Origin of the sequence: Spongiibacter thalassae (assembly GCF_012272835.1) — a bacterium.
GTDB classification, from domain to species: Bacteria; Pseudomonadota; Gammaproteobacteria; order Pseudomonadales; family Spongiibacteraceae; genus Spongiibacter; species Spongiibacter thalassae.
On sequence record NZ_JAAWWK010000007.1, the window covers coordinates 171,070 to 195,034 of the forward strand.

General features: G+C 55.3%; 18 protein-coding genes. 4 read left to right on the forward strand and 14 right to left on the reverse strand.

What is annotated here, in order from left to right; all coding sequences use genetic code 11:
• Positions 1-22 precede the first annotated feature (22 nt).
• Positions 23-943: an SDR family NAD(P)-dependent oxidoreductase gene (locus HCU74_RS18195; RefSeq protein WP_168451862.1), complete on the forward strand. Its 921-nt coding sequence runs from the start codon at positions 23-25 to the stop codon at positions 941-943.
• 196 nt (positions 944-1,139) lie between these two features.
• Positions 1,140-3,542, forward strand: a complete 2,403-nt coding sequence (gene lon, locus HCU74_RS18200) for an endopeptidase La (protein ID WP_168451863.1) — start codon at positions 1,140-1,142, stop codon at positions 3,540-3,542.
• Positions 3,543-3,612: 70 nt separating this feature from the next.
• On the opposite strand, the gene HCU74_RS18205 is transcribed toward lon, so the two are convergent.
• From HCU74_RS18205 to HCU74_RS20350, 14 genes are all read right to left on the reverse strand, one after another.
• Complete coding sequence (locus HCU74_RS18205; protein WP_168451864.1) at positions 3,613-4,443, reverse strand: EAL domain-containing protein; 831 nt, start codon at positions 4,441-4,443, stop codon at positions 3,613-3,615.
• Between the two features lie 178 nt (positions 4,444-4,621).
• Positions 4,622-7,609: an ATP-binding protein gene (locus HCU74_RS18210; RefSeq protein ID WP_168451865.1), complete on the reverse strand. Its 2,988-nt coding sequence runs from the start codon at positions 7,607-7,609 to the stop codon at positions 4,622-4,624.
• Between the two features lie 145 nt (positions 7,610-7,754).
• Positions 7,755-8,924, reverse strand: a complete 1,170-nt coding sequence (locus HCU74_RS18215; RefSeq protein ID WP_210425382.1) for a hypothetical protein — start codon at positions 8,922-8,924, stop codon at positions 7,755-7,757.
• 42 nt (positions 8,925-8,966) lie between these two features.
• Entirely contained in the window at positions 8,967-9,803 is an 837-nt protein-coding gene (locus HCU74_RS18220; protein WP_168451866.1) for a type II secretion system F family protein, read from the reverse strand.
• Positions 9,800-10,690, reverse strand: a complete 891-nt coding sequence (locus tag HCU74_RS18225; protein WP_168451867.1) for a type II secretion system F family protein — start codon at positions 10,688-10,690, stop codon at positions 9,800-9,802. Before HCU74_RS18225 ends, HCU74_RS18220 begins: the two co-directional genes overlap by 4 nt.
• The gene (locus HCU74_RS18230) at positions 10,677-12,005 is read right to left on the reverse strand and encodes a TadA family conjugal transfer-associated ATPase (protein ID WP_246864705.1); all 1,329 of its coding nucleotides are present in this window, start codon (positions 12,003-12,005) and stop codon (positions 10,677-10,679) included. Before HCU74_RS18230 ends, HCU74_RS18225 begins: the two co-directional genes overlap by 14 nt.
• Positions 12,006-12,018: 13 nt before the next feature.
• Positions 12,019-12,777: a CpaB family protein gene (locus tag HCU74_RS18235; protein ID WP_168451868.1), complete on the reverse strand. Its 759-nt coding sequence runs from the start codon at positions 12,775-12,777 to the stop codon at positions 12,019-12,021.
• 73 nt (positions 12,778-12,850) lie between these two features.
• On the reverse strand, positions 12,851-13,240 hold the full coding sequence (locus HCU74_RS18240) for a hypothetical protein (protein ID WP_246864706.1): 390 nt from the start codon (positions 13,238-13,240) through the stop codon (positions 12,851-12,853).
• 818 nt (positions 13,241-14,058) lie between these two features.
• Positions 14,059-14,802, reverse strand: coding sequence for a tetratricopeptide repeat protein (locus HCU74_RS18245; RefSeq protein ID WP_168451869.1), 744 nt, complete (start codon positions 14,800-14,802; stop codon positions 14,059-14,061).
• Positions 14,803-14,811: 9 nt separating this feature from the next.
• Positions 14,812-16,830 carry a pilus assembly protein N-terminal domain-containing protein gene (locus HCU74_RS18250; RefSeq protein ID WP_168451870.1) on the reverse strand — a complete coding sequence of 673 codons (2,019 nt, stop codon included), beginning with the start codon at positions 16,828-16,830 and terminating at the stop codon, positions 14,812-14,814.
• Positions 16,827-17,144: a hypothetical protein gene (locus HCU74_RS18255; protein WP_168451871.1), complete on the reverse strand. Its 318-nt coding sequence runs from the start codon at positions 17,142-17,144 to the stop codon at positions 16,827-16,829. The genes HCU74_RS18250 and HCU74_RS18255 overlap by 4 nt, the downstream gene beginning before the upstream one ends.
• 338 nt (positions 17,145-17,482) lie before the next feature.
• A complete protein-coding gene (locus HCU74_RS18260) occupies positions 17,483-20,077 on the reverse strand; it encodes a PAS domain-containing hybrid sensor histidine kinase/response regulator (protein ID WP_168451872.1) in 2,595 nt (864 codons plus the stop codon).
• 2 nt (positions 20,078-20,079) lie between these two features.
• Positions 20,080-20,688: a cysteine hydrolase family protein gene (locus HCU74_RS18265; protein ID WP_168451873.1), complete on the reverse strand. Its 609-nt coding sequence runs from the start codon at positions 20,686-20,688 to the stop codon at positions 20,080-20,082.
• Between the two features lie 223 nt (positions 20,689-20,911).
• On the reverse strand, positions 20,912-21,277 hold the full coding sequence (locus tag HCU74_RS20350) for an Hpt domain-containing protein (protein WP_168451874.1): 366 nt from the start codon (positions 21,275-21,277) through the stop codon (positions 20,912-20,914).
• A gap of 304 nt (positions 21,278-21,581) precedes the next feature.
• Between HCU74_RS20350 and HCU74_RS18275 the strand changes: the two genes are divergently transcribed.
• A complete protein-coding gene (locus HCU74_RS18275) occupies positions 21,582-22,286 on the forward strand; it encodes a response regulator (RefSeq protein WP_168451875.1) in 705 nt (234 codons plus the stop codon).
• Positions 22,287-22,322: 36 nt separating this feature from the next.
• Positions 22,323-23,777 carry a sigma-54-dependent transcriptional regulator gene (locus tag HCU74_RS18280; protein ID WP_168451876.1) on the forward strand — a complete coding sequence of 485 codons (1,455 nt, stop codon included), beginning with the start codon at positions 22,323-22,325 and terminating at the stop codon, positions 23,775-23,777.
• Positions 23,778-23,965 lie beyond the last annotated feature (188 nt).

Sequence of the window (23,965 nt, forward strand, 5' to 3'; positions counted from 1 at the left end):
CCTGGATTTTGAGGAGCACAGCATGACTCTACGTTTTGACGGCCAGGTGGCCATTGTTACCGGGGCGGGAAATGGACTGGGCCGCAGTCACGCCCTGCAACTGGCCGCTCGTGGCGCCAAGGTGGTTGTTAATGACCTCGGCGGCAGTCGCGATGGCAGCGGCGGCTCAACCGCCGCGGCGGCAGAAGTGGTGAACACCATTCGCGCCGCTGGCGGAGAGGCCATTGCCCACGGCGCCAATGTGGCGGTAATGAGCGAGGTCGAAGACATGGTCGCACAGGCCATGGCCGAGTGGGGCCGTGTGGATGTGCTGATTAACAACGCCGGCATTCTGCGGGATAAAAGCTTTTCCAAAATGACCATGGAAGATTTTCGTCTGGTGATGGATGTGCATCTGATGGGCTCGGTGCATTGCAGCAAGGCAGTGTGGGAGATCATGCGCGAGCAGCAGTACGGCCGTATTGTGATGACCACATCCTCCAGTGGTCTGTACGGCAACTTTGGCCAGACCAACTACGGCGCGGCGAAAATGGCGGTGATCGGCTTGATGAATACCCTGGGGCTGGAAGGGGCCTCGCGCAATATTCGGGTGAATGCTCTGGCACCCACTGCGGCGACGCGGATGACCGAAGACATTATGCCTGAGGAGGTGCTGGGTATGTTGAAGCCCGAAGCGGTGACCCCTGCGGCACTGCTGTTGGCCCACGAGTCGGCGCCGGATCGGCATATTCTGGCGGCGGGTGGGGGCGGCTACGCCCTGGCACGGATCTACGAAACCGATGGGATCTTTCTGCCGGAGTCCGAGCAAAGCCCGGAGGCACTGCAGCAGCAGTGGCAGGCAATTGCCAGCACCGAGGGCCAGCAGCCACTGGAAGCGGGCCTGAAGCAGGGTGAGAAGTTTTTGCACAAAGCTCTGGCTTACGTGCAGGGCAAGGCTGGCTGAAGCCCCGTCGCGGGGGTATGGCCGCCGCGTGCATTTGACTCTCCCCCGCGTTCCGGGGGAGTTCTCCTTTTAGTCTCCCCCCTCTGCGCCACCTTCCGGTCGGCTTCGTTATTTGCCCGACTTGAGATTATCGGCAGCGTCCCAATATATTTCAGCGCAACCTCTTTTTGCCATGTATTGAATTGGGGCCAGTCTGATGTCTGATGAACACGACAAAAACGCTCTCGACGGAGAAATGATGAACGGCGAACACCAGGGCACCGGGCTGGTGATTCCCGATTCGGTGCTGCCGTCTACCCTCTACTTGCTGCCGGCGCTCAAGCGTCCGTTCTTCCCCTCACAAATCCAGCCTATCGTATTGGATATGCAGGTTTGGCAGGAAACCGTTCGCCGCGTAGCCAATATGCAGGACAAGGTCGTCGGCCTGATGTACTGCGAAGACGCCGCCGCGCTGGAGCGCTGGGGGCCGGGCAGTACACCTGATGTCGGCTGTGCCGTGCGGGTGCATCAGGCCCACCAGGAAAAGGATACCGCTCAGCTGGTGGTGCAGGGCCTGAAGCGTTTCCGTATTCGCCGCTGGCTCAACGACAAGCCCCCGTATCTGGTCGAGGTGGATTACCCGGACAATGTCGGTGAGCGCGACAGCGACGAGGTCAAGGCCTACGGCATGGCGATTATCAAAGCGATCAAGGAGTTGTTGGCCATCAACCCCCTCTACAGCGAGGAGCTGAAACACTACCTGACCCGTTTCAGCCCGAATGAACCCTCGTTGTTGGTGGATTTTGCGGCGGCCATCAGCAGCAGTGCCAGTGGTCGCGACCTTCAGGGAATTCTGGAGACGATCCCGCTGCTGCGACGAATGGAAAAGGTGTTGACCCTGTTGACCAAGGAGCGGGAAGTTGCCGAATTGCAAGGGCGCATCAGCGAGCAGGTAAACGAAAAAATCAGCGAAAACCAGCGCAAGTTTTTTCTGAAAGAACAGTTGAAGGTGATTCAGCGGGAGCTGGGTATTTCCAAGGACGACCGCACCGCCGACGCTGAATTGTTCCGCGACAATCTGGCAAACAAAGTGCTGCCCGAGGCGGCGCAAAAGCGCATCGACGAGGAAATTGGCAAGTTGGAGGTGTTGGAGCGGGGCTCGCCGGAATATACGGTGACCCGCAACTACCTCGACTGGGCCACGCAACTACCCTGGGGCGTGTACTCCGAGGACAAACTCGACCTGCCCCATGCCCGCCGGGTATTGGCCGAGCATCACCACGGTCTGGATGATGTGAAGGAGCGCATCGTCGAGTTTCTGGCGGTGGGCAAGTTCAAGGGTAGTGTGGCCGGGTCGATTATTCTGCTGGTGGGCCCACCGGGGGTGGGCAAGACCTCCATCGGGCGATCCATTGCCGAAGCACTGGGGCGGAAGTTTTATCGCTTTAGCCTGGGGGGAATGCGCGATGAGGCCGAGATCAAAGGTCACCGGCGCACCTATATCGGCGCGATGCCGGGCAAGCTGGTGCAGGCCCTGAAAGAGGTGGAAACGGCGAACCCGGTGATCATGCTCGATGAAATCGACAAGCTCGGGGCGTCCTATCAGGGCGACCCAGCCTCGGCCATGCTGGAGGTGCTGGACCCGGAACAGAACAGCGAATTTCTCGACCACTACCTCGACCTGCGTCTGGATCTGTCCAAGGTGCTGTTTATCTGTACCGCCAACCAATTGGACAGCATTCCCGGCCCACTGCTCGATCGCATGGAGGTGATACGGTTGGCGGGTTATCTGGCCGAAGAAAAACTGGCCATCGCCAGGCAGCATTTGTGGCCACGGTTGTTGCAGCGCAATGGCATCGACAAAAAGCAGTTGGCCGTGAATGTTGCCGCCCTGCGCCATGTGATTGACGGCTATGCCCGCGAGGCCGGGGTGCGGGGGCTGGAGAAACAGCTCGGGCGCCTGGTACGCAAATCGGCGGTGAAACTGCTGGAGAGCGATCAGGGTAAAATCACCCTCGGCAAGGCCGATGTCGAGGCGATGCTGGGCAAGCCCCTGTTTAAGAAGGACAAGCCCCAGCGCGGTGTGGGTGTGGTTACCGGGCTGGCCTGGACCGCAATGGGCGGTGCGACTCTTGGGGTGGAGTGTTCCCGCATTCACAGTCTCAGCCGCGGCTTCCAGTTGTCGGGGCAATTGGGTGATGTGATGAAGGAGTCGGCGGCGATTGCCTACGGTCATGTGATGTCGAATCTGAAACGCTTTGGCGCCGACGAAGCCTTTTTCAACGAGTCACAAATACACCTTCACGTGCCCGAGGGAGCCACCCCCAAGGACGGCCCCAGTGCGGGTATCACCATGGCCTCGGCATTGCTGTCGCTGGCGTTGAACAGGGCGCCGAAGCCGGGTTATGCGATGACGGGGGAATTGACCCTCACCGGTCAGGTATTGCCGGTGGGTGGCATTCGCGAAAAGGTCATTGCCGCCAAGCGCAGCGGCATCAGGAAAATTATTCTGCCGGAGGATAATCGCCGGGACGCCGAGGAATTACCCGACTATGTGCGCAAGGGCATAGACATTTACTTCGCCAGCCATTTTGACGAGGTGCGAGAGCGCCTGTTCTGAGGTGCTTGCGTCAGGGCCGCTGCTGCGGGGAAGCCTCTGGCGCTGGCAAGCGGCAGAGGCCTTTAACTTGCTACAGAGCGATTAACCGCGAAGAGTCTTCTTTCAGCCAACGCTGCAAACAGGCATTGAAGCGTTCGGGTTTTCCCAGAAGAAAGCCCTGAACGCTGTCGCAGCCCAGTTGCGAGAGAATTTGCATCTGTAAGTCGTTTTCGACGCCTTCGGCGACCACTTCCAGGCCGAGGCGCTGGGCCATCGCAATGATGGCGCTGCACAGGGTGAAGTCGTTGTCGTTTAGATGCATGCCATCGACAAAGCTTTTGTCGATTTTCAGGCCGTCAATATTAAATTCCCTGAGCAGGTTTAACGACGCAAAGCCGGTGCCGAAGTCGTCCAACCAGATATCAATGCCCTCGTTGCGGAAGGCAGCAAAGGTGCGCACAGCCATTTCGGCATTGTGTATAAGCGCCGTTTCCGTCAACTCGACCTTGATCAGCCTTGGGTTCAGGCCGAGGTTCAGGGTATGCATCATCAGTGTTTCAAACACATCGCCTGCGGCAAGTTGCGCCGGTGAAAGGTTGATCGACATGGAAATATTACTCAGGCCTTGTTTGTGGAACTGGTCAAGATCCATCAGCGACTGTTTGAAGATCCAGCGGCCGATATCGACAATGTCACCGGATGCCTCGGTGTAGGGAATAAAATCCGCTGGAGATATCGTGCCAAATTTTTCGGAGTGGCAGCGTACCAAGGCTTCAAAGCCGATAAGCCGGCCGGTATTCACCGAGAACTGGGGCTGGTAGACCATGTAAAAGCTCTTGTTTTTGAGAGCGTTGTCGATAATGTCAGCCATCAGGCTTTGCTGGCGGTGGGCGCCGGAGTCTTTCGCTTTTTGATCAAACATGGCCGGGGTCTCTTGTGTGGGTGTTTATATAGCGTGAAGCAAACAAGAGGCCAGCTTTTTGTTTTTGTAAGTTGTTGTAATATAAAGAATAAAAGTCAGTGGGAGGGGCTTTGGCGAAACCGGTCGGGAGATTGGCAAAATGAGAATCTTTCTGCCTCTCGTATTGCTGTCGTGCAGGTCAGCGCACTTGCTCCAGGGTCTGCGCGCGATACATTGCGCACAGCAAATCTGATCGGGTAACGGGCTTGGGCAGGTAGTCGTCCATGCCGGCATTGATAAACTTTTCTCGATCATCGGGCATGGCATTTGCCGTCAGTGCAATAATCGGCAAGCTCTTGCCATTTTCGAGGGTGCGAATCGCGGTAGTAGCTGCTATGCCATCCATATTGGGCATGTAAATGTCCATCAGGGCGACATCGTAGACGGTATTTTTAATGGCCTGGACCGCCTCCAGCCCGTCATTTGCAATGTCCAGCGTATAGCCGGTGTCATTCAGCATCGCTTTGATCACAAGTTGATTTGTTGCGCCGTCTTCGGCGAGGAGCACACGTTTTGTCGGCCATCCCAGCTGCTTCGGTGTCGGCGAGGCATTGTGTATTTTGGAGGGTAGGGGAGCCGCATGGGCAGCGTAGTCGAGATCGAAGCGCAGATGAAAGGTCGCTCCGTGTCCAAGTCGGGAATCTGCGTTGATTTCGCCTCCCATCAGCGTCATCAGTTGCCGACAAATAGCAAGGCCGAGGCCGGTGCCCGAAAACTGACGGTCGGCCTGGTTGTCGAGTTGGGTGAATGGCTCGAATAATCGCGCGGCCTGGGTGCCGTCGAAACCGATTCCCGTGTCACTGATATCGATGGCGATACGCGCCCGTTCTGCCGAGTGATCGGCGCGGCGGGCAGTGAGCTTGATGTGGCCGGAATGGGTAAATTTACATGCATTGTTCAGCAGGTTGAGCAGAACCTGGCGAATGCGCGCCGGATCGCCTTTGAAAACGGTGTCCAATTCGGGATCGATATCTACCAGCAGCTCCAGACCCTTTTGTTCAATACTGGCGCGCTGCAGGCTGATCGCGGCATTGAGGGTGTCTAGCAGTGAAAAAGGCTCCAGAACCAGTTCTTGCTTGCCCGCCTCGAGTTTACTGATGTCGAGGATTTCATTCAGAATGGCCAGTAGCTGCTGTGCCGAGCTGTGGGCCGTTTCGGCGTAATGTCGTTGACGGCTGTTAAGTGAAATGTCGTCGTAGAGCATGCTTAGCAAGCCCAGCACACCATTAAGGGGCGTACGCAATTCGTGGCTTATAGTGGCTAAAAACCGGGTTTTTGCTTCGCTGGCGTGTTCTGCCCGTTGCTTGGCATCAAGGAGCTGGGCCTGTTGCAGCTTCTGCGCGGTGATGTCGCGATGGAAGCCCACTTTGCCGCCGTCGCGCATTCGGTTTTCAACGACGTGAATCCAGCGATTGTCGCCCAGCTCAAACTCCCAGTCGACGGCGTCTTGGTGATGCAACCCCAAGTGGGTTTGAACGAAATCTGTGTCACTGCCGCGAAGCGTGTATTGCTGCCCGTTGATGCCTTCACGGAGAAACTCCTCAAAGGTGGTGTTTCGGCGTAGCGCCTGCGCGCTTTCCGGGTAGAGATCCCGCATTTTTTTGTTGCTGACGACAATGCGGTCGCTGGCATCGTAGATCACGAAACCATCTGGCAGGGCTTCGATTGCGTCCTTGAATCGGCCTTCGCTACGGGCCAGCGCGGCACTGGCGTTGGCTGCTGCGCGGCGCAGATTGGCAGGTAGTCTCAGCAGGTTATAGAGCAGGATGCTGACAAGAAAACTGCCCAGAATAATAGATAACCATGCGGTGGCATGCCGCGGTTGAGGCTCCGGTTCGGCGGCAATGACCCAGCTGCCCGCGGGCAAGGTGACCGTGGTTTGAATGGCCCGGTTATCGAATACGCTGGCGTCGCCGTAGAACGTGTCGCCGGTATTGCCGGCGGCATCAACACCGCGCAGGGCAAAACGGTATCGTTGGCCAAAGTCGTCGAGGCCTGCCTCTGCGATCAGCGCGTCGATGTCTACAAGTACGGTGGCAAAGCCCCAGAAGTGTTCGTCGGCTGTGCCTGAGGCCAAAAATACGGCTTGTCTGCCGATTAATGCCTGACCGCCCTGTAACAGCGTGACGGGGCCGGCCAGCCAGAGTTTGCGGGAGCTGATGGCCTTATTCGCGGCGGCGCGCCGGTCCTCATCGCCAAGCAGATTGTGGCCAATGGCCGCTCGATTGGTCTGTTGCGGCCATACGTAGCGAACGATGCCATCGGGGGCAAGTTGCAGGCTGCGGATACCATTAACGCCATCGCCAAGGGCCCTGGCGAACTGCAAAAAACTTGTTTCGGAGATTTGCGGATTGGCGTGAACAAGGCCGCTGAGCCCCTGTACCAAGTAGAGTTTGGCATTCAGCGCAGTTTCGATTTCTCCGCGAATGCTGACCAGCTCGCTGAACAGTGCTTTGTCTGCCTCTGCTTGCAGTTGTTGCTCCCGTTGCTGCTCGGCGGCACTGGCGATGGAAAGTATAAAAATAAAACTGATGCTGGAAACCAGTGCCGCGGCTACGCGATTTTGCAGCGGGCGCACAATGTCGCGAAATTTCCCCAGTATGTTGTCCGACCTCTGGGCCAAAAGGCGAAATTTCCCGGGAGCGTGAAGGGTGAATTCCTGCTCGACCATTGTGCCGATCTGCTCCAGGAGGAGCCTTTCCTTTTCGGAAAGCCGGCGAGGCTTGCTGTCAATCAAGCAAAAGGTGCCAATCCGTCTTCCATTGCCCGAATGGAGGGGTTTGGCCGCGTAGAAGCGGATGTGGGGCGGCCCGATAACAAGCGGGTTGTCAATGAACCTGGGGTCGAGACTGGCGTCTTCGACAATAAATAGATCATCGTCCTTGATGGCGTGGCCGCAGAAAGAAATGCTGCGGTCGGTTTCCGAGGCATCGAGCCCTTGCTTGGATTTGAACCATTGCCTATCGACATCGACAAGGCAGACCAAAGAAATAGGTACGTCGAAATATTGCTGGGCAAGGCGTGTCCAGCGGTCAAAGCGCTCTTCAGCAGGGGTGTCGAGAAGATGGAGGGAGTAAAGCGCTTCCAGTCGCTCGGCTTCGTCTACGCAGGCTGTTGCTATTTCCATGGATTGGGTTCTTGTCGGTGCTGTCGTTGAGAGTATAGAGCAAGCCGCGCTCAAAGGACGAAGTGAAGTGACCTTACACCCGGGAGGTCGTATTGGTTCCCTGGGCACCGCGTCGAGATCTGAGTCGCGGCATGTGATGCCGCAATCAGCCCTCTTGATCGGGAGCAGTAAATATATAGTCGCTGCCACTGGTGCTGTCCCCGGGAGCGTATGCGTCTGCTGGCAGATTCACCGAGAAAGGCGCCTGGAAAGCTTCAAGGGCGTTTATTGACGGGTCGAGGGCAGAGGGTACTTGTTCGGCTTTGCGCAGGGTCACCGCGCTGACGCAGCGCGGCTCGCCATAGAGGGGGTCCAATAGCTCCTTGACCAGTCCTTCTGTGATGGTCCCGAGGGTGAGCGTGTCGAGAAGGGTGTTGATGGCGGTATAGACCACGGCGTTGACGAGGTTGCCATCGTCTTCCAGTTCGGTCCCCGCAGGGCAGCATAGCGTGCCGATATCCACCTTGGAGTGTTGAATGGGCACAATGCTTCTCAGTGATTGTAATGTGGTTTTGAGTAGCCGGTCGATGGGGACGAGATACCTGTCGAGGATATCGCCCTGGTCAGTGGTGCCCGCAGGGCAATTGCAGTCGTTGATAATATTGACCAGACACTGGGTGTTCGCCGGGACACCGCTGGCAAGGGTGAATGGCTCACAGGGGCTGCCGGAAACGACTTTTTTTGAAAGGTAGCGAGACTTGACCTCCTCAGCGGATACCGGGCAGGACTCAACCGTTTCCCGGAACAGAAAACCTTTGATGCCATCCGGTGAGGCGCCGACGGCATAGTTCGGGCCGCCCTGCATGGCGTTGAGGTAGCTTACCGAGCCCGTTCCGAAGATGCCATCGGCGCTGGTGCTGTCTGATAATTCATCGCTGGTGCTTTTGATGCATGGGGTGCCAGTGCAGTTTTCATTGCTGTAGTAGAGTGGCTCGCGGCTGGTAAAACGGTCGTCGCGAACGCTGATAAGAACGCGATAGTTTTTATGGGCAGGATCCGGGGCCAGTGGCGCGACTGTGCGGTCTATGTAGGGAATGCGAGGGGCGTCGTGCTCGTCGAAATCAATCGCAGGCCCTAGCCGCGCACCGGTGGCATCAACCACGGTGGCAGTGCGGGATTGTTTCATTACCACCTGTTTGAACAGGGCGTCGCGAATAGCGACGATGCCGACAAAGCTGCCAATGATAAGAACAGTGGTAATCAGCAACAGTTCAATAGTAAGGACAAAGCCTTTCTGTCGTGATCTGGGTTTATGTTGTGGGTGGCTGCTTGTCATGTACTGGCTCTCTGCTGATCAGTCTCTTGCTTGGGCTAGCTGTTAGAATAGTTCTTTTAACAGAGATAGCACGTCGGATATTTGCGCGGCGGCGGGGTAGAAAATCAACACCACAAACATCGGGAAGCACACCAGACTCATCGGCAACATGGCCTCCATCGTCTTGCGGTTGACCAGTTTTGCACCCATTTGTGTCTGTTTAACCCGCATTAATTCTGCTTGTGACTGGAGGGTTTCGGCCACTGGTGAGCCCACGTGGAAACCGACGCTCAGCACCGCGGCGAGTCGCTCCAGCTCCTTCACGCCGGTTCGGCGGGCGAGGTTGTCGAAGGCTTCTTCCCGCGATCGGCCCGCTTCAAACTCCAGGTTGAGCAGGCTCACTTCCTGGGCCAGTGCGTTTTTTCTGTCCAGCCCGTACTCGGCCGCATTTTCAAAGGCCTTGGTCAATCCCAACCCAGACTTCAGGTATACCACGAGAACGTTCACAAAAAAGGGCAGAGACCGCCCAATTTGCTCGCGGCGGGCCTTGCGCCGTCGCAGCAACCAAAGATCCACTCCGATAAAGGCCGCAACCTGACCGCCCCCCAGTAGCCAGGGTGAGCGCCAGTGCTCGGGTGTTTCCGTGTACATCAATAGGCTGAGCAGGCAGGGGACGACCTTGGCCAGCCAGTACACGCTGCGGAAGTCTCTTGGCACCAGACCGCTCTGGCGAATGAGCTGCTGCGGGTATAGTGTCCAGCGGGTGTTCTGAGGTTCCTCAAACAGATTAGCGTCGGCGCTATCGCTGTCGCTAATCTCGGCTTGCCGTGCCTTCAGTGCGATAAAACCAATGCAGGCAAGGAGGGATATGGCCAGTAGGTCGAACCACCAGTTATTCATATTTCAGTCCTCAGCAGACGGCGTAACCACAGGAAGGAAATCAGCTGCAGGACAACCCCACCGAGGACATAGTTCGCCCCGTTGGGATTTTCATACAGAGGGGCGAACCAGTCGGGTTGTTTCCACAGGAACAGGGGCACCAGCAGGTAGGGTAGTAGTCCCGTCAGTACCGCGGCATAGCGAGCACCTGACAGTTGGCCAACAATCAATTTGCGCAACTTGATCTGGTCGCGCATAAGGTCGCCAACCGACTTGACCATCAGGCCGAAATCGCTGCCGGAGTGCCACTTGGCGACCAGGGCCTGGGTGAAAAGGCGCACTCCCTGAGTGTTGTAGCGACGTTGCATGGGCTCAACAGCCTTGTGAACACTAAGGCCATAATCGAGGCGCATCACCACGTCGTTGAATTCTTTCTTCAAGCTTTTGGGTGAGACTTTGGCTGCGGTGATCAGCGCTTGACGTGGGGCAAGCCCGCCGACGACAGCGGCGTGTATCAGGTCCAGCGCATCAACCAGTTGCTCCTCAAAGCGCCGGCGCAGCCACAATGACAGGTCGTTTATCGCGAATAAAATGATAACCAGAACGGTCCCGGCTGCTATGGCGGCGACCCAGGGGCGCTGCGGGAAAAGTTCGAGGATGCTCAGCCAAATGCAGGCACACACCGCGCTCACGGTCGCGACCATAACGAGGGGCTTTATGCCGAGGTTGAGGGTGTCCAGTTGCGCCTTCAGGCGAGACGGTGGCCGAGCGCTGTACTCCTCCTCCCACGAGGCGATACTCCCCAAGTCGTCCACTGAGCTTGGCGAAAAACGGCGGTAGCCAATGTATGCCGCGAAGGAAATACAGAATAGCAGGAGGGCTAATTCGCCAATATCAACAATGCTCATCGCCCGCCTCCTGGCTCAAGTCGAGCTCAACGGTGTAGCCGCGCAATTTCGCGTGCTCCAGAAAAGCCGGTGTAACGCCGGTATAGCGATGCTCGCCAACGAGTTCGCCGGTGCGGGGTGAACGCTGAAATTTGAAGTTGAACAGGGGCTGTACGCTGAGTACGTCGTCGACACAGGTCACTTCGCCCATGCTGGTGACCCGACGGCTGCCGTCGTGGTAACGGGTTACGTGAACCACCAGCTGAATTGCCGAGGCGATCATCTCGCGGATGGACTCCCGGGGAATATCGGCGTCACTCATTAACGCCAGAGACTCCAGCCTGCGCAATACGTCCTGCAAGCTGTTAGCGTGCACGGTGGTAAGGCTGCCCTCGTGGCCGACGTTCATCGCTTGCAGCATGTCCATCACCTCGCTGCCACGAACCTCGCCGACGATAATGCGGTCGGCACGCATCCGCAACGCGGTTCGTACCAGCTCGCGCAGTGATACACCACCTCGGCCTTCCATATTCACCGGGCGGGACTCAAGCGTTACCGTATGGGGGTGGTCCAGGCGCAATTCTGCGGTTTCTTCGATGGTCACAACCCGCTGGTTTTGCGGAATACTTTTAGACAGCGCATTGAGCAGGGTAGTTTTACCCGCTGCAGCACTGCCAGCGACAACGATGTTCACGCCCGCTTTCACCGCCAGCTGGAGGGTGTCCATCATTGCCTGACTCATAAAACCGCTGCTGACCAGATCATCAGCGCCGACATCGTCCATGCGAAAGCGACGAATGGAAATGACCGCACCATTGGCACAGAGCGGTGGAATTACCGCATGCAGTCGGCTGCCATCGGCGAGTTTGGCGTCTACCATTGGATTGCTGGCGTCGAGGTGGCGACCCTGCAGCGCGATAATACGGTCCAGGAAGCGGCGGAGGTGGGCGTCGTCATCGAATTCAATGTCGGTTTTCTGTAGTTGCCCGTGCCGGTCTATCCAGATGTCGTTGGCGCCGTTCACCAGAATGTCGCTGATTTCCTTGTCGAGCATCAGCGGCGCGAGTGGGCCCATGCCACCGAGTTCTTCAAGAATTTCCCGCTCCAGTTGTACTCGCTCTCCCTGGGATATACGCAGGTGACGCTTGCGCTCAAGGTCATCGACGATATCGTTGAGCTGTTCTTTCAGCTGGTCTGTGTCAGTGAGGGACTGCGGAGTATTGGCGTCGAGGCCGTCGATCAGGCGGCGGTGTACAAAGCCGCGCAAGCGCCGAAAATAATCCGGTGATGCGTCGTGGCTGTTGTGTACCGCGGTGGTCATCGCATTCATACTCATGGTGTCTCTCCTTCTACAGACGCAGCTGAACTTTTGTGCGGGATAATCCGTTAACCATCTCTACTTCACGGTGTGTCGGTTTGGGGGCAACGTGGAGTGGGCCGCCACTGGCGATATCGCGAGCGCCGTGAAGAACAAGGCTGACACGGTCGCCTGAACCAATGGTTGCCAGGTGATAAACCTCGTGGGGTTTAACTGCGACTACAAGCGAACTAACCGGTTTGCCGGCCGCTGCATTGCGCTTCGGTGCTAATAAGCTCATCGCACCTCCGCCTTCGCCCTGGCTGGATGTACCCTGACGCATTACGCCAATCAGACGCACGTCAGTGGCGACCTTGTGCACGCCTCCGCGGTTTCTAACCAGCACATCGAGGCGATCGCCGCCGCGAAGCTGATCTACAGGTATGCTGTAGGGGTCTGATTTAAGGGTGTACAGAACGCGGCCCGCAGGCACAGCCTGGGCAAGGGTTCTGACCTTCGGCGTAGCAATGTCTTTGCTGGAAAAGGCTTCGCCGGATTTTTTGTTGACGCGCAGTTGCTTGCCGATAAGTTGGTTGGGGTCGGTGACAACAACGTCGTCGGATTTGATACGTTCCTGGCGCAGGAATGCCGGTGTAATGAATTGCCCTGCGGGCAAATCGATACTGGCCACCCAGCCGGGCTCAGTGTTGAGACGATCAACCTGGCGCAGGCCGAGAACGGAAGCCAGAACACTGGAGGCGAAGAACAGAACCATTGAGCTGGTTGCGCTGCCTGTTAATTTGCGTTTCATAGAAACCTCCAGAAGAATAACGAATAGGGTAGGTCAGTTGGAAAAGACGGGCGGCCAGGCCGCCCGTTTGGTCTTAACGGCCGGGGTCAGCAGAGTTGCCAGTAGAGCTGGTGCCGCTGCCAAAGGGCGCCGCGCCGAGGGTGTCGTTTGCCGACTCGATTGACGGGGCCGTGTAAGTAAAGCCCACGGTGTCGCCAGCGTTAACATCCTGAGCGTCGGTGAAGGTAGAGCCGTCAATAAAGGCGGTTTCCTGTACGTTTTGGATGCCGTCGAAGGAGTAGCTTTGGTCGAGTGCGCCGATAGCTTCTGCAACGTCTTCCATTTCGGCATTGACCGAGTCACGCATGCTGACAAGACCGACTACCATACCGACGACCATCACTGAAGTGAGCAAAACCAGCTCAGTAGTCATGATGAAACCGCCTTGTTTGCGCTGCATAATTGATTTTTTAGTTGCTTTCATTGTAGAATCCTCAAAGGTTTTTTGAATCGCTAGTTCGCGTTAACACATTAAGTGTTAGATCAGTGCTTCAATTTGGCTTGGTTGAGTCGCTGCTGACTCTTCCTCCCCGTTTGGTTGTCCTCTCATTTCTGAGAAGTTTTGCTCCCGATATTGATACTGGCAGGTATCAGTATCGGGAAGTTCAAGAACCGCCTTCCCTGTTTAAGCCCTGGTTGACTGTTCCATGTCTTGTATATTGCAGGGCGCGTACCAGTTCTGATGCATTTCCTTTTTTTATTTTAAAATCCTTAAAAATCAATTGGTTAAGTGTTTTATGTGGGCGGGCGAGCTGGGTTTCGAGCTGGGGCAGGCGGGATTGTGAAACGGCTTTTCCGGGTTGAATTGCAAAATGCGAATTTTTTGGCAATTTGATAGTTAAAATGTGAGATCAAGTATTAAGTTGGAAAAATACCGGTGCCCACGCATGGGTAATCTCGATTATTTGTAGTGCGACTTTCGTTACTCGTTAGGGGTTTTCTATTTTTATTAGAATGTTGGCTCCGCAGGTATGCTCCAAAGATTGTAATGGGTAAAAAGCGGACTTTTGGTATTACAGCGGGTAATACGCAACGCTTTGAATAACGAAATAGACGTCTGACTAGCGGATTGGAGCAGCGCTGCGAGTTGGCGGCAGGAAGGTGCGCGGGAGTTTAGCTGTTGCTATGTAATATCAGAAGGCTTGGCAGGAAGACGACCCAGTCACGGACAGGTTGTCGCAGCAAAAATGAAAAAGGCCCGCAGTGCGGGCCAGTGTGTAGGCTGGTGGATTGATTTCGCTGTTAGCTGGCTCTGCGGTCAGCCAAGCTTCGGCAGGCCTCGTTGTGGCTCAGGCCAATCAAGCGGTTGGCGGGGGCGGTAAAGTTGTGCTTTTGCTCCAATGACACCATGTAGTATGAGCAGGCTCTGCTCCAGTTTTCCTGTGCTTCCTGAATCAAGCCGTGGTGATAGGAAATTCTCCAGCCCGGTGCGCCGAGGCGACCCGCGATGTTTAGCGCCCGCTGTGCCGATTCATATTTTCCCTCTATGTAATAGGTCGCGGCCAGTGCTTCGCGGAGTTCATGGTAGTCCGGCCGCAATTCGATCTGCTGTTGTAAAACAGCCCTGGCTCGTGAGCTATTACCCTCGAGCATAGAGATCTGGCTGCGCAATAGTGCTGCCTCCGGGTGGGAGCCCGGCTTGCTTAACAGTTGGTCCAGTGTGAACTGTGCTTTGTCGAGTCGTCCCGCCTGAAACTGTAAGGTGGCGTTGGCGATCATGATACGACTGTCATTGGGAAACTCCGCATACAGACGTTCGACTTCCCGCTGGATGCGTTGACAGTCAACCGAGGGGCTGGAGACTTTCCACAGTTCGTCGCAGCTGCTGCCAATTCGGCGTTGCTCCTGATACAAGCCCATTAATTGACTGAGTCGATCGTAGGGGTCGGGATGGTGGTTGCGGTGGTTGTCCATGGATACACAACCGCCTAGCGCCAGGCACAGGACGGCGATGCCGCCACGTAGAGTTGGAATAATAGCTTTCATGGTCGCTCCTTAATAACGGCTGTTGCTGTTTTGTACACTCGTGGATACCGCCCGTTGCAAGATTTCCGAGCTGTCGCTGAATTGCCATTGAACCGCCTGGTGCTTGGCTTCACGGACAATGGCGGGGGTGACGATAATAATGAGCTCCTTGTCGGTGTCGCTTTTGGCCGAGGACTTGGCGAGGTTGCCGAGTAGCGGAATACTGCTTAATCCAGGGGTGTGGCTGTCGTTGTCACTGATATCTCTGCTGACCAGACCTCCGATCACCAGTGCCTGGCCGTCGCGGAGTCGCGACGAGGTTTTCAGCGTGCGTACATTGAATGCCGCTGAATTCAACTGGCTACCGGTGCTGTTGGCGATATCCTGGGTCAGCTGGGTGTCTGGCATGGATATGGTTGGCCGCAGGTCGAGAGTAATACGGTCGTTTTCGTCCACCAGTGCGCGGACCTCCAGTTCGACACCAAAAGATTTGAAATCTGTACCGCTGAACACTCCGTTGGCGTTGCTGCCGACATTGTCATCAGCAGACAGTCCAGAGGGGGCAAAGGCGCGGGGAACCGGCACCTCTCCGCCTGCGCGGAAGGTGGCAGATTCTCCTGCCAGTACGGTCAAGGTCGGCCGAGACAGGGTGCGGGAGATGCCCTCTTCTTCGAGCAGTGAGAACAATAGATCGAAGGCCATATCGCTTCCTCCCACCTGAATATTATTGAGCAATGTACCGCCGAGCACTTGAATGGCAGATTCGAGCTGCGAGCTGTTCGCTCCAACCTGGCTGCGGCCACCCAGGCCGAAGGTCCCGCTGTTGTCGTAGCCGTTACTCACCAACGTCATATCGGGGCGCCAGCTTTTCAGCCGGCGGCGACTCACTTCGTGCATTTGAACGGAAACCCTTACCTGGGGCAGGTCGCGGACTTCTATCATCGACAGAATTTTACCGTTGGCGATAGAGACCATTTTGGCGCGGCCAATATTGGTATCGACACTGTTGCCTACGCTATCCTGGGATTGGCCAAATGAACCTCTACCGGAGGCTTGGCTCATCAGTCCGCCGGACTCGTTTGCGATGGCGCGAATATTTCCGCCGTCGATATCCTGGTCGGGATTTTCTGTCGCGTAAAGTCGCGAGGCGACGTTGAGCACACGTACCAGTTCGACCTGGGTATTAACCGTGCCGGTGAGCAGAAGCGTGTCGTTGTGGCGGCTGGCGATGTCGCCGGGTTGCATCCGCTGTACGGTTACTGCCTGGCCGCCAATAGTGTTGATCGCCTTTTGAAGTTTTTCCTGCATTGACAGTGGCAGAGTATCAACCTGGATTAAATTGATAATTGTGGCCCGGGGTGCTGATTTGGGGTCGTTAATTCCTCGCTGGTCGTCTTTGCTTACACGAAAGCCGGCTGTTTGCATTGCTCTTTCTATGAGTGGATTGCTGAGTGGACTTTGCATCAGCACATCGACCCCGGTATCGCGACCCTGGGCAACATCCAGATAGTTTCTCGCGGCGTTTTCGGCGGCGACGCGGAAGTCTACGGTGGGCACACGGCCACGGAGTACCAGTGCAGCGCGATCCGGGGCCAGTTGAATGCGAATATTGGGGTGGATATCGTCCAGTGCGCTGCGCAGTACCGATAGGTCTTCAACTACGCTGAACAGGAAGGTTTCAGTGCCCCCGTCGGTGTACCACACGATGATGCTCGTGCGGCCCACTTTTTTGGCGAGGGCCAGTACCTCGTTGCCGCCCAGTACTTCGACTTCCATAATGGAGTCCTGGCCAACTGCGACTCTTTTCAGGGTCTTGGAGAAGACCAGTCGGGAATGGGTCCATTGCACCAGCTCGCGGCTGTTGCGTGACTGACGGCCATCGGCGGTCTCTATAAACTCCAGACCGCGCACTTTGGCTGCGACCGAGTCGCCCGGCCAGCATGCGGCCAGCAGCATCAACAGCACGCAGAGCGCGCGTGGCAGCGCGCTGTTGAGGTTGGTAGCCTGGGCAGGGCAGGCTACCGCTGAAATCGTGCGGGTTTTGTTCATGGTTGATTACTCCCTGTATGAAAGAGTTTGCACTGCTCGGGCCTTGCGAAGGGGTGATAGTGCTCCGCTTCCCGGTAGGGGTCGCAGCCGTCGCTGTTGACAAAATAGTTATCGCCGTTGGTGACACAGAGGTCGCCGAAATCGCGTACGCCGTCGTTGTCGTGATCTGAAACAATCCGATGAAAGGGGGCCGTGGTCGGTTGTTCCGCAGAGTAGTCGTAGCGCCGCTCGAAGTTCGAACAGCCGAGCTGTGACGCCGCACAGGCAGCGATGAGTGTTGATACTTTCAGATGGTGGAACGGTAGCTTGCGCATACTCTGATGGCCCCGGTTGAATATTTTCAAAGGTATTTGCAGATTGCGGGCCAGCCGGTGAGTTTGATTTGATATTAAAAAATATAAATATTAAACAAAGAGTTACGTTTAATATTTCAGTGCCATTATTGGTGCGTAGAAGTGCTGCCTCCACGGTTTTTAAAATGCTTTGCAAAATGCAACGCGCATAGGAGTGGCGGGGGCATCAGTCAATGGGTTGTTTGCTTTTTAGCTTATCCAATCCACGAGAAAACGGTGAAATAGCGGAAGGTAACCGGGGGTGATGACTTTGCTTAGCGGATTCTTAGCGCTGCGGTGGCCCAGAATACCGGGGCCTGTTAGTGGAGTGACTCCGGAGGAGGGGGCTGGGTCAGGAGTTGTTCTACGCGGGCCAGAAGGCTGGCGAGGGCCTCTCGAGTGAAGGGCTTGTCCAGCCATTCATTGAAGCCTGCCGAACTGACTGCCTGGCGGGACTCGTTAGTAACGTCCGCCGAGGCGGCGACGAGTACCGGGGTGCCCCCTTTACGCAGGGGGGCAATAGCCGTTGCGGCGGCAACGCCATCCATCACCGGCATGTGTATATCCAGCAGTGCGATATCGTAGTCGTGGTGTTGGCAGTGCTCGACCGCCAATTTGCCATTTTCCACTATTGTCACGTCGGTGTAGCCCAGTTGCTTAAGCATAGCGCTGATGACGAGCTGATTGGGCAGCGCGTCTTCAGCGATCAGAATGCGCAGCCTTTTTGGTTCCGGCGAGTCGGCATTTTCTCGCATATCCGCAGCGTCATCCGTTCTCTGGAGAGTGCTCCACAGGCGGTTGGGCGTGAGAATCGGCGCACTTTGATCAATGACCACTTGATGCGTGTCCTTGCCGTGTTCGCTAACGGTAATCACCGACGGTGCTTCGGCGATTTCCTCGTAACTGCAGTGCAGCCCGAGGCAGTGCTCCAGTGACGCAAGGGTCTCTCTATGTCGTTGATCCAGATTGACCGCATGGAGCGAAATGTCGGTGCGTGTTGCCGGGGTGGGCTCGTATTCCAATGGCAGGTGGCAGGTAAAGGTGGAGCCTTCTCCGACGGTGCTTCTGGCATATATCTCTCCGCCCATGGCACTGCAGATTTGTTGGCAAATGGCCAGCCCGAGCCCGGTGCCGCCGTATTGGCGAGTTGTCGATGGGTCTGCCTGGACAAAGGCGTTAAACAGGCTATTGAGCCTGTCCGGTGGAATGCCGATCCCTGAGTCCTCTACCTGTATGGTTAATATGCCCGTGTTGTATCCGCTTTTGTTCCAGGAGAGGTGAAGGGAAATACCACCTTTGTGGGTGAACTTTATCGCATTGGACATCAGGTTGAGCAGTAATTGCCTTACGCGATGTGCGTCGCCGATTAACGTGGGCGGAACACCTTCAGAGCAAGCCATACTGAGCTGCAGATGTTTTTCTTCTACTGTAGCCGATACGATGTCTACCGCTTCCTCGCAGATTTTGGCCAAATCAAACCGGGAGGACTCCAGTTCAATTTCAGTGCTGTCCAGTTTTGATAAATCGAGGACGTCATTGACCAGGGCGAGCAAGGCTTTGCCGCCATTCTTCAGGGTGTCGACGCAGACTTTTTGATCGGCGTCGAGTCGGGTTTGTTGAAGCACGGTACTCATTCCGATAATGGCATTGAGCGGCGTGCGAATTTCGTGAGACATATTGGCGATAAAGCGAGTACGGGCCTGTGACAAAGCCTCTGCTTCTTTCATTGCGCCAATGATTGCCTGGGTTTCCTGCCAGCGTTCTTCGATATCTACCACGGCGCCGGTCAGCTGCAGCTCACCACTGCTGCGCAGGCGATTATTGCTCAGCTGGATCTCCACGCGGCGCCAGTTGCCGAATTTGTGTCGCAGGCGCAGCTCCTGTTTGAATACTCGGTTCAGCTTTTCGGTATTGGTGGAAAAATTGAACAATAGGGCCAGATCTTCCGGGTGTACAAACTGGCTGAGGTAGGCATCTTTGTCTTCTGCCAGTTTATGTCCGGTTATGGTTTCCCAGGCCGGGTTGGTATACAGAAGCTTGAAGTCGGCATTGCAATAGAAAATGGCTTCGCTGACAGTATCCAGAATGCTGCGATAGTGCTGCTCGCTTTCTCTCAGTGCTTCCTCTGCTTCTTTTTGCTGGGTGATGACTCTTTCTATGGCGATGAAATTACTGATGTCGCCTTTATCGTCAAAGATGGGAAAGCAGTCGATGTCGAGCCAGTAGCTAGCGCCGTCGCGGCTGTAGTTCTGGACTTCGACATTAAAGGGGGTTCCCTTGCGGAGATGCTCTCTCATTAAGCTGATGGTTTCCTGGCTGGTCTCCGGCCCTTGCAAGAAGTTTCCGGGGGAGCGTCCTAATACCTCTTCGATGGCATACCCAGTGGTCGCGGTGAATGCGCTATTCACCCACTCTATGGATCCTTTGGCGTCGGTGATAATCACCAGGTTGTCAGTGTTGCTTGCAACCAGGGATAGCTTTCTTTCCTGTGCCTGGCTGTTTTGCAGGGCGAAGAGGGTGGCGTTCAGGTCGGTTATATCGTGCAGCGAGCCATACCAGGTATCGTTTTTTTTGCGAGCCTTCAATTTGAAGGTTTTGACCTGGCCGGTAATCGCGCGAATAGGGAGTTCCAATGAGATACTGTCACTGATGCTGAATGAATTCGACAACTCTCCAGCGATATTGCCATCGACGAGAAAATCGCTCAGGCGCTTTCCCAGCGACTCCTGTACTTCCCAGCCAGTGATATGCTCCCATGCGACATTGAGCAGGGTCAAATGCCCAGCGCCGTCGCAGCGGAAGACAATTTCCTCCAGCAACTCAGCCAGAGTCTCGAATTCCCGGTGCTTTGCACCGAGTTCTTCAAGGATGCGGTTGTGGAGGATAAGCTGGGCTTCAGCTTCACTGGCTGCCATCGTTATATCACCGGAGCGGGTTCCAGCAGCGCTTTATGGGCAATTACTTTGGCGTAGAGGGGGAAAATTGTGTCGCAGTAGAATTCTTGCTCAAAGGTGGTCCGGCCGGATGTGCAGTCAGACAGGATGCTGACATTGAAGCCTCGGTCGGCAGCATGCCGCCCGGTGGAGTCGATGCACACGGAGGTGACCGCGCCGGCGAGCACGAGTTCTTCGATGCCATTGCTGCGCAGTGTTGCCTCCAGGTCCGTGTTGGAAAAAGCATTCAATCCCCGCTTGCCGGGTATCTCCTTAATAATTGTTTCGTATTTTTTCAGCTGTGGGATAGTCTGGGAACCAGTGGCCCCGGCTTTGAATGCACCCACTTCTTTGATGGTTTGCAGTATGCCCACTGCGTCGGCCAGTTCTTCGTAGTTTTCGGTGAAAATGATTGGCGTGGAGATGACCAGGCCGAACTCATGTCCTGCCTGGTCGAGGAGGTTAAGGGTATTGGCTAAAGCGCCGGTGACCGCAGCAGACTCTTCGATAACCGAATGAAGAATGCCATCTTCGGCAAAGTAATCATTCTGATAACCGATCAGTAGCAGCGCTGATTTAGACAGGTCGCTCATATTAAACTCCGTATTCTTTCGAGTTAATCTTATTCATCCGCGGGGTTTTGCGGACAACGTAATTTAATGTAAAGCAACCCCTGTGCCATTCCATGAAATGCGTTTGGATGAATAAGTGGAGGAGTTGGTGATCTTCCTTCCTGAATGTTTTTGCGTGGCGTTTTGCCCATAAATTTTCCGGCCAAATGCTTGCCCTTTTTTATCGTCATCGCGGGTGGCTCATTCAACGTTGGTCGAGCCATTCCTGCAGTATTGCCTCCGTTGCGGGAACCGTGTCGCGGCCGTGATTGGTCAGCGTTATAAGCTGGGCTTCGTTATTATCCATACAGGCGGACTCCAGTTCTCGACATAACTGTACCAGCCGCACGGCGCCGCAGTAGCCCGCGGCGCTTTTGCACAGGTGTGCATGGGCTTTCAAGTCAGCAACGTCGAGAGTTGCCAAGTCACTTTCCATATATAGACTAAGCTTACGTAAGTCGCTAATTGTTGCCGATACGATGGCGACAGTGGCCTCGGCGGAGGTGTCCGCTTCAAGCTGTTGTAATGTGGCGTTATCAAGTAACGGCAGGGTGTTCAATGGGCTGTCCACGAGCTTACCTCTAGTTGGCCATTAGCGCTCAGCTTAGTACGTCGGTGTGGCTATTGCACAGTACCGGTGTGTGCCGATTAAGTAATTGGTGGAAAATACGGATGTTTGAGGCGTCACTATTGGCTAAAGTTGCAATATGATTTGCAAAATGCAACGCAAAATAATATTCGTTGCATTGTGGCGCCGGGTTTTTGGATTTTGTCGGTGATTAGCCTTTTATCTTATTGATATGTAGAAATTTTTTTAAACTGGATAAAAGGTTGCTTTGCATCGTTACATGCAAAATAACCGGGGCGACAACCCAATGTTAAATATTTTACTCGCCGATGATAGCCTGCCCAGCGTGGCTGCTGGACAGGCAATGCTTGAAAAAATGGGGCACAACGTAACGGTAGCGCACTGTGGTCAGGAAGCATTGGACAAGGCCCTGAAGCAACCCTTCGATTTAGTGATTCTGGATGAATATATGCCAGGAATGGATGGTTCCCAGGTCGCTCAGGGAATACGTCGTTCGAAAACACCCAATACGATGGTGCCAATTGTATCGTTGAGTGGAGCTTTCTCGGAAAGCCGACGTCTGCAAATGCTCGATAGCGGCATCGATTGCTGTATCAGCAAGCCAATTTGTTTTGCCGAGCTGTCAACGTTGGTGAGCAAGTACGCTCGGCCGACGACATATCGGCTTGATGCCGACGTCATACGGCAGATGCAATCCGATTTGGACGCTGAGGTAGTTGACAGGTTATTCGGTCTGTTCGCTGATGAGCTACAAGCCCTGGCGGCGCGTATGGCCGCGGCGCTGGATCATAACGATGATAAAGAGGTTCACGCGGTGGTCCACATTTTGAAAAACACCGCGGCGCTTTATGGCGCCAAAGAGCTGGCTGATTTGGCGCGGCAATTGGACGAAAGCCCCCCTGCAGATGGAAAGCAGTTCCTGGTAGCGGGAGAAAAGGTACTTCACGTGACCAAGGAAACATGGAAATGCGCGAAGGAGTTGTCCCTGTGAGCAGCGTAGCGAGTCAACAATATAAAGGCGGTTATCATGGCGAGTGAAAAAACTCTGGTATATGTCGTGGAGGATAGTATTGCCAGCGGCACCCTGTATTGCAGCTATCTCGAAGCAGAGGGCTATGAAACCCGACATTTTGTCGAGGGGCACGCGGCGCTTGTCGCGATCAAGGAGCGTATGCCTGATGTGGTTGTGCAGGATGTTTGTCTGCCGGATATCAGTGGTCTTGAGGTATTGCGTTTTATCAACAGGCAGTCTTGCCCAGCTCGTGTTGTTATCGTAACCGCAAACAGTTCGATAGATGTCGCAGTGGATGCCATGCGCCTGGGGGGCTTTGATTTTATTGAAAAACCTTTCTCGAAGGAGCGCTTGCTGAGTGCAGTAGATGGCGCCCAGAATCAGTTGAAGGTCGATATCAGTCCCGATGCTGGCGAAAAAACGGCAGTGCCGCCGCGCAATTCCGTTCGTGAGAAATTCATCGGCGACTCACTGGCGATGTCTACGGTATTCAAGGTTCTGGATAGCGCGGCAAAAAGCAAGGCAAGTGTGTTTGTTACCGGAGAGAGCGGTACCGGCAAAGAGGTGTGTGCGGTGGCCTTGCACGAGGCCAGTGCGCGGCACAATGGCCCGTTTATTGCCATAAATTGCGCGGCGATACCTGCCGACCTGTTTGAATCGGAAATATTTGGCCATGAAAAAGGAGCGTTCAGTGGTGCGGTGAGCCAGCGCAAGGGCGCGGCGGAGCTGGCTGACGGTGGCACGTTGTTCCTTGATGAATTGTGTGAAATGGACTTGAATCTGCAAGCCAAATTGTTGCGGTTTTTGCAAACGGGGACGTTTAGTCGGGTCGGTGGCCAAAAAGTAATGCACAGTGATATCCGCATTGTTTGTGCCACCAATCGCGATCCCGCAAAAGAGGTGGGAGAAGGACGTTTCCGAGAGGATTTGTATTACCGACTGAATGTGATTCCGGTGCAGTTGCCGCCATTACGCGACCGCGCTGATGACGCGCTGTTGCTCGCGCGCTATTTTCTGAAGCTAAAGGCCGAAGAAAACCAGAAGGCCTTTGCCGATTTCGACGAGGCGGCTGTGGATAAAATACGGCGGTATGACTGGCCGGGTAATATTCGCGAACTGCAGAATATTATCGAGAATATTGTCGTTATCAATAACGGCGATGTTGTTACCGCCGATATGCTCACCCTGATCAATAGCAACGCATCCAGCGCCGGTTCTGGCCGGACTACGCCGGGAAGCGCCGTGCCCCTGGCCGCCACGGTACCTCAGCCTGTGGCGCCGACAAGCAATCATCAGCATGACCAGGTGATTCGTCCCCTGTGGCAGGTAGAGCGCGATGCCATCGAGGACGCTATTCGGCAGTGTGACGGTAATATTCCCTTGGCTGCGGCCTGGCTGGGGGTGAGCGCGTCCACTATTTACCGCAAGAAAAAGTCCTGGGGCGAGGGTGGCCAGCCGGTAGAGGTGTGACTGGAACATAAGCCGCCGCCGATTTTCACCGGCTACATGGCCGCGTGCTTGCCCGTTTTAAGCCTTCAGGGGGCAATGGCCGACGTCGATGAATATTCCGTCCAACGAGTAAGTGCCTCCGTTACGTGAAGGCAGAGGCCTTATCGGTTAGAATTCCCGCACTTTTTTCCGCCAACCCGAGTGTTTTC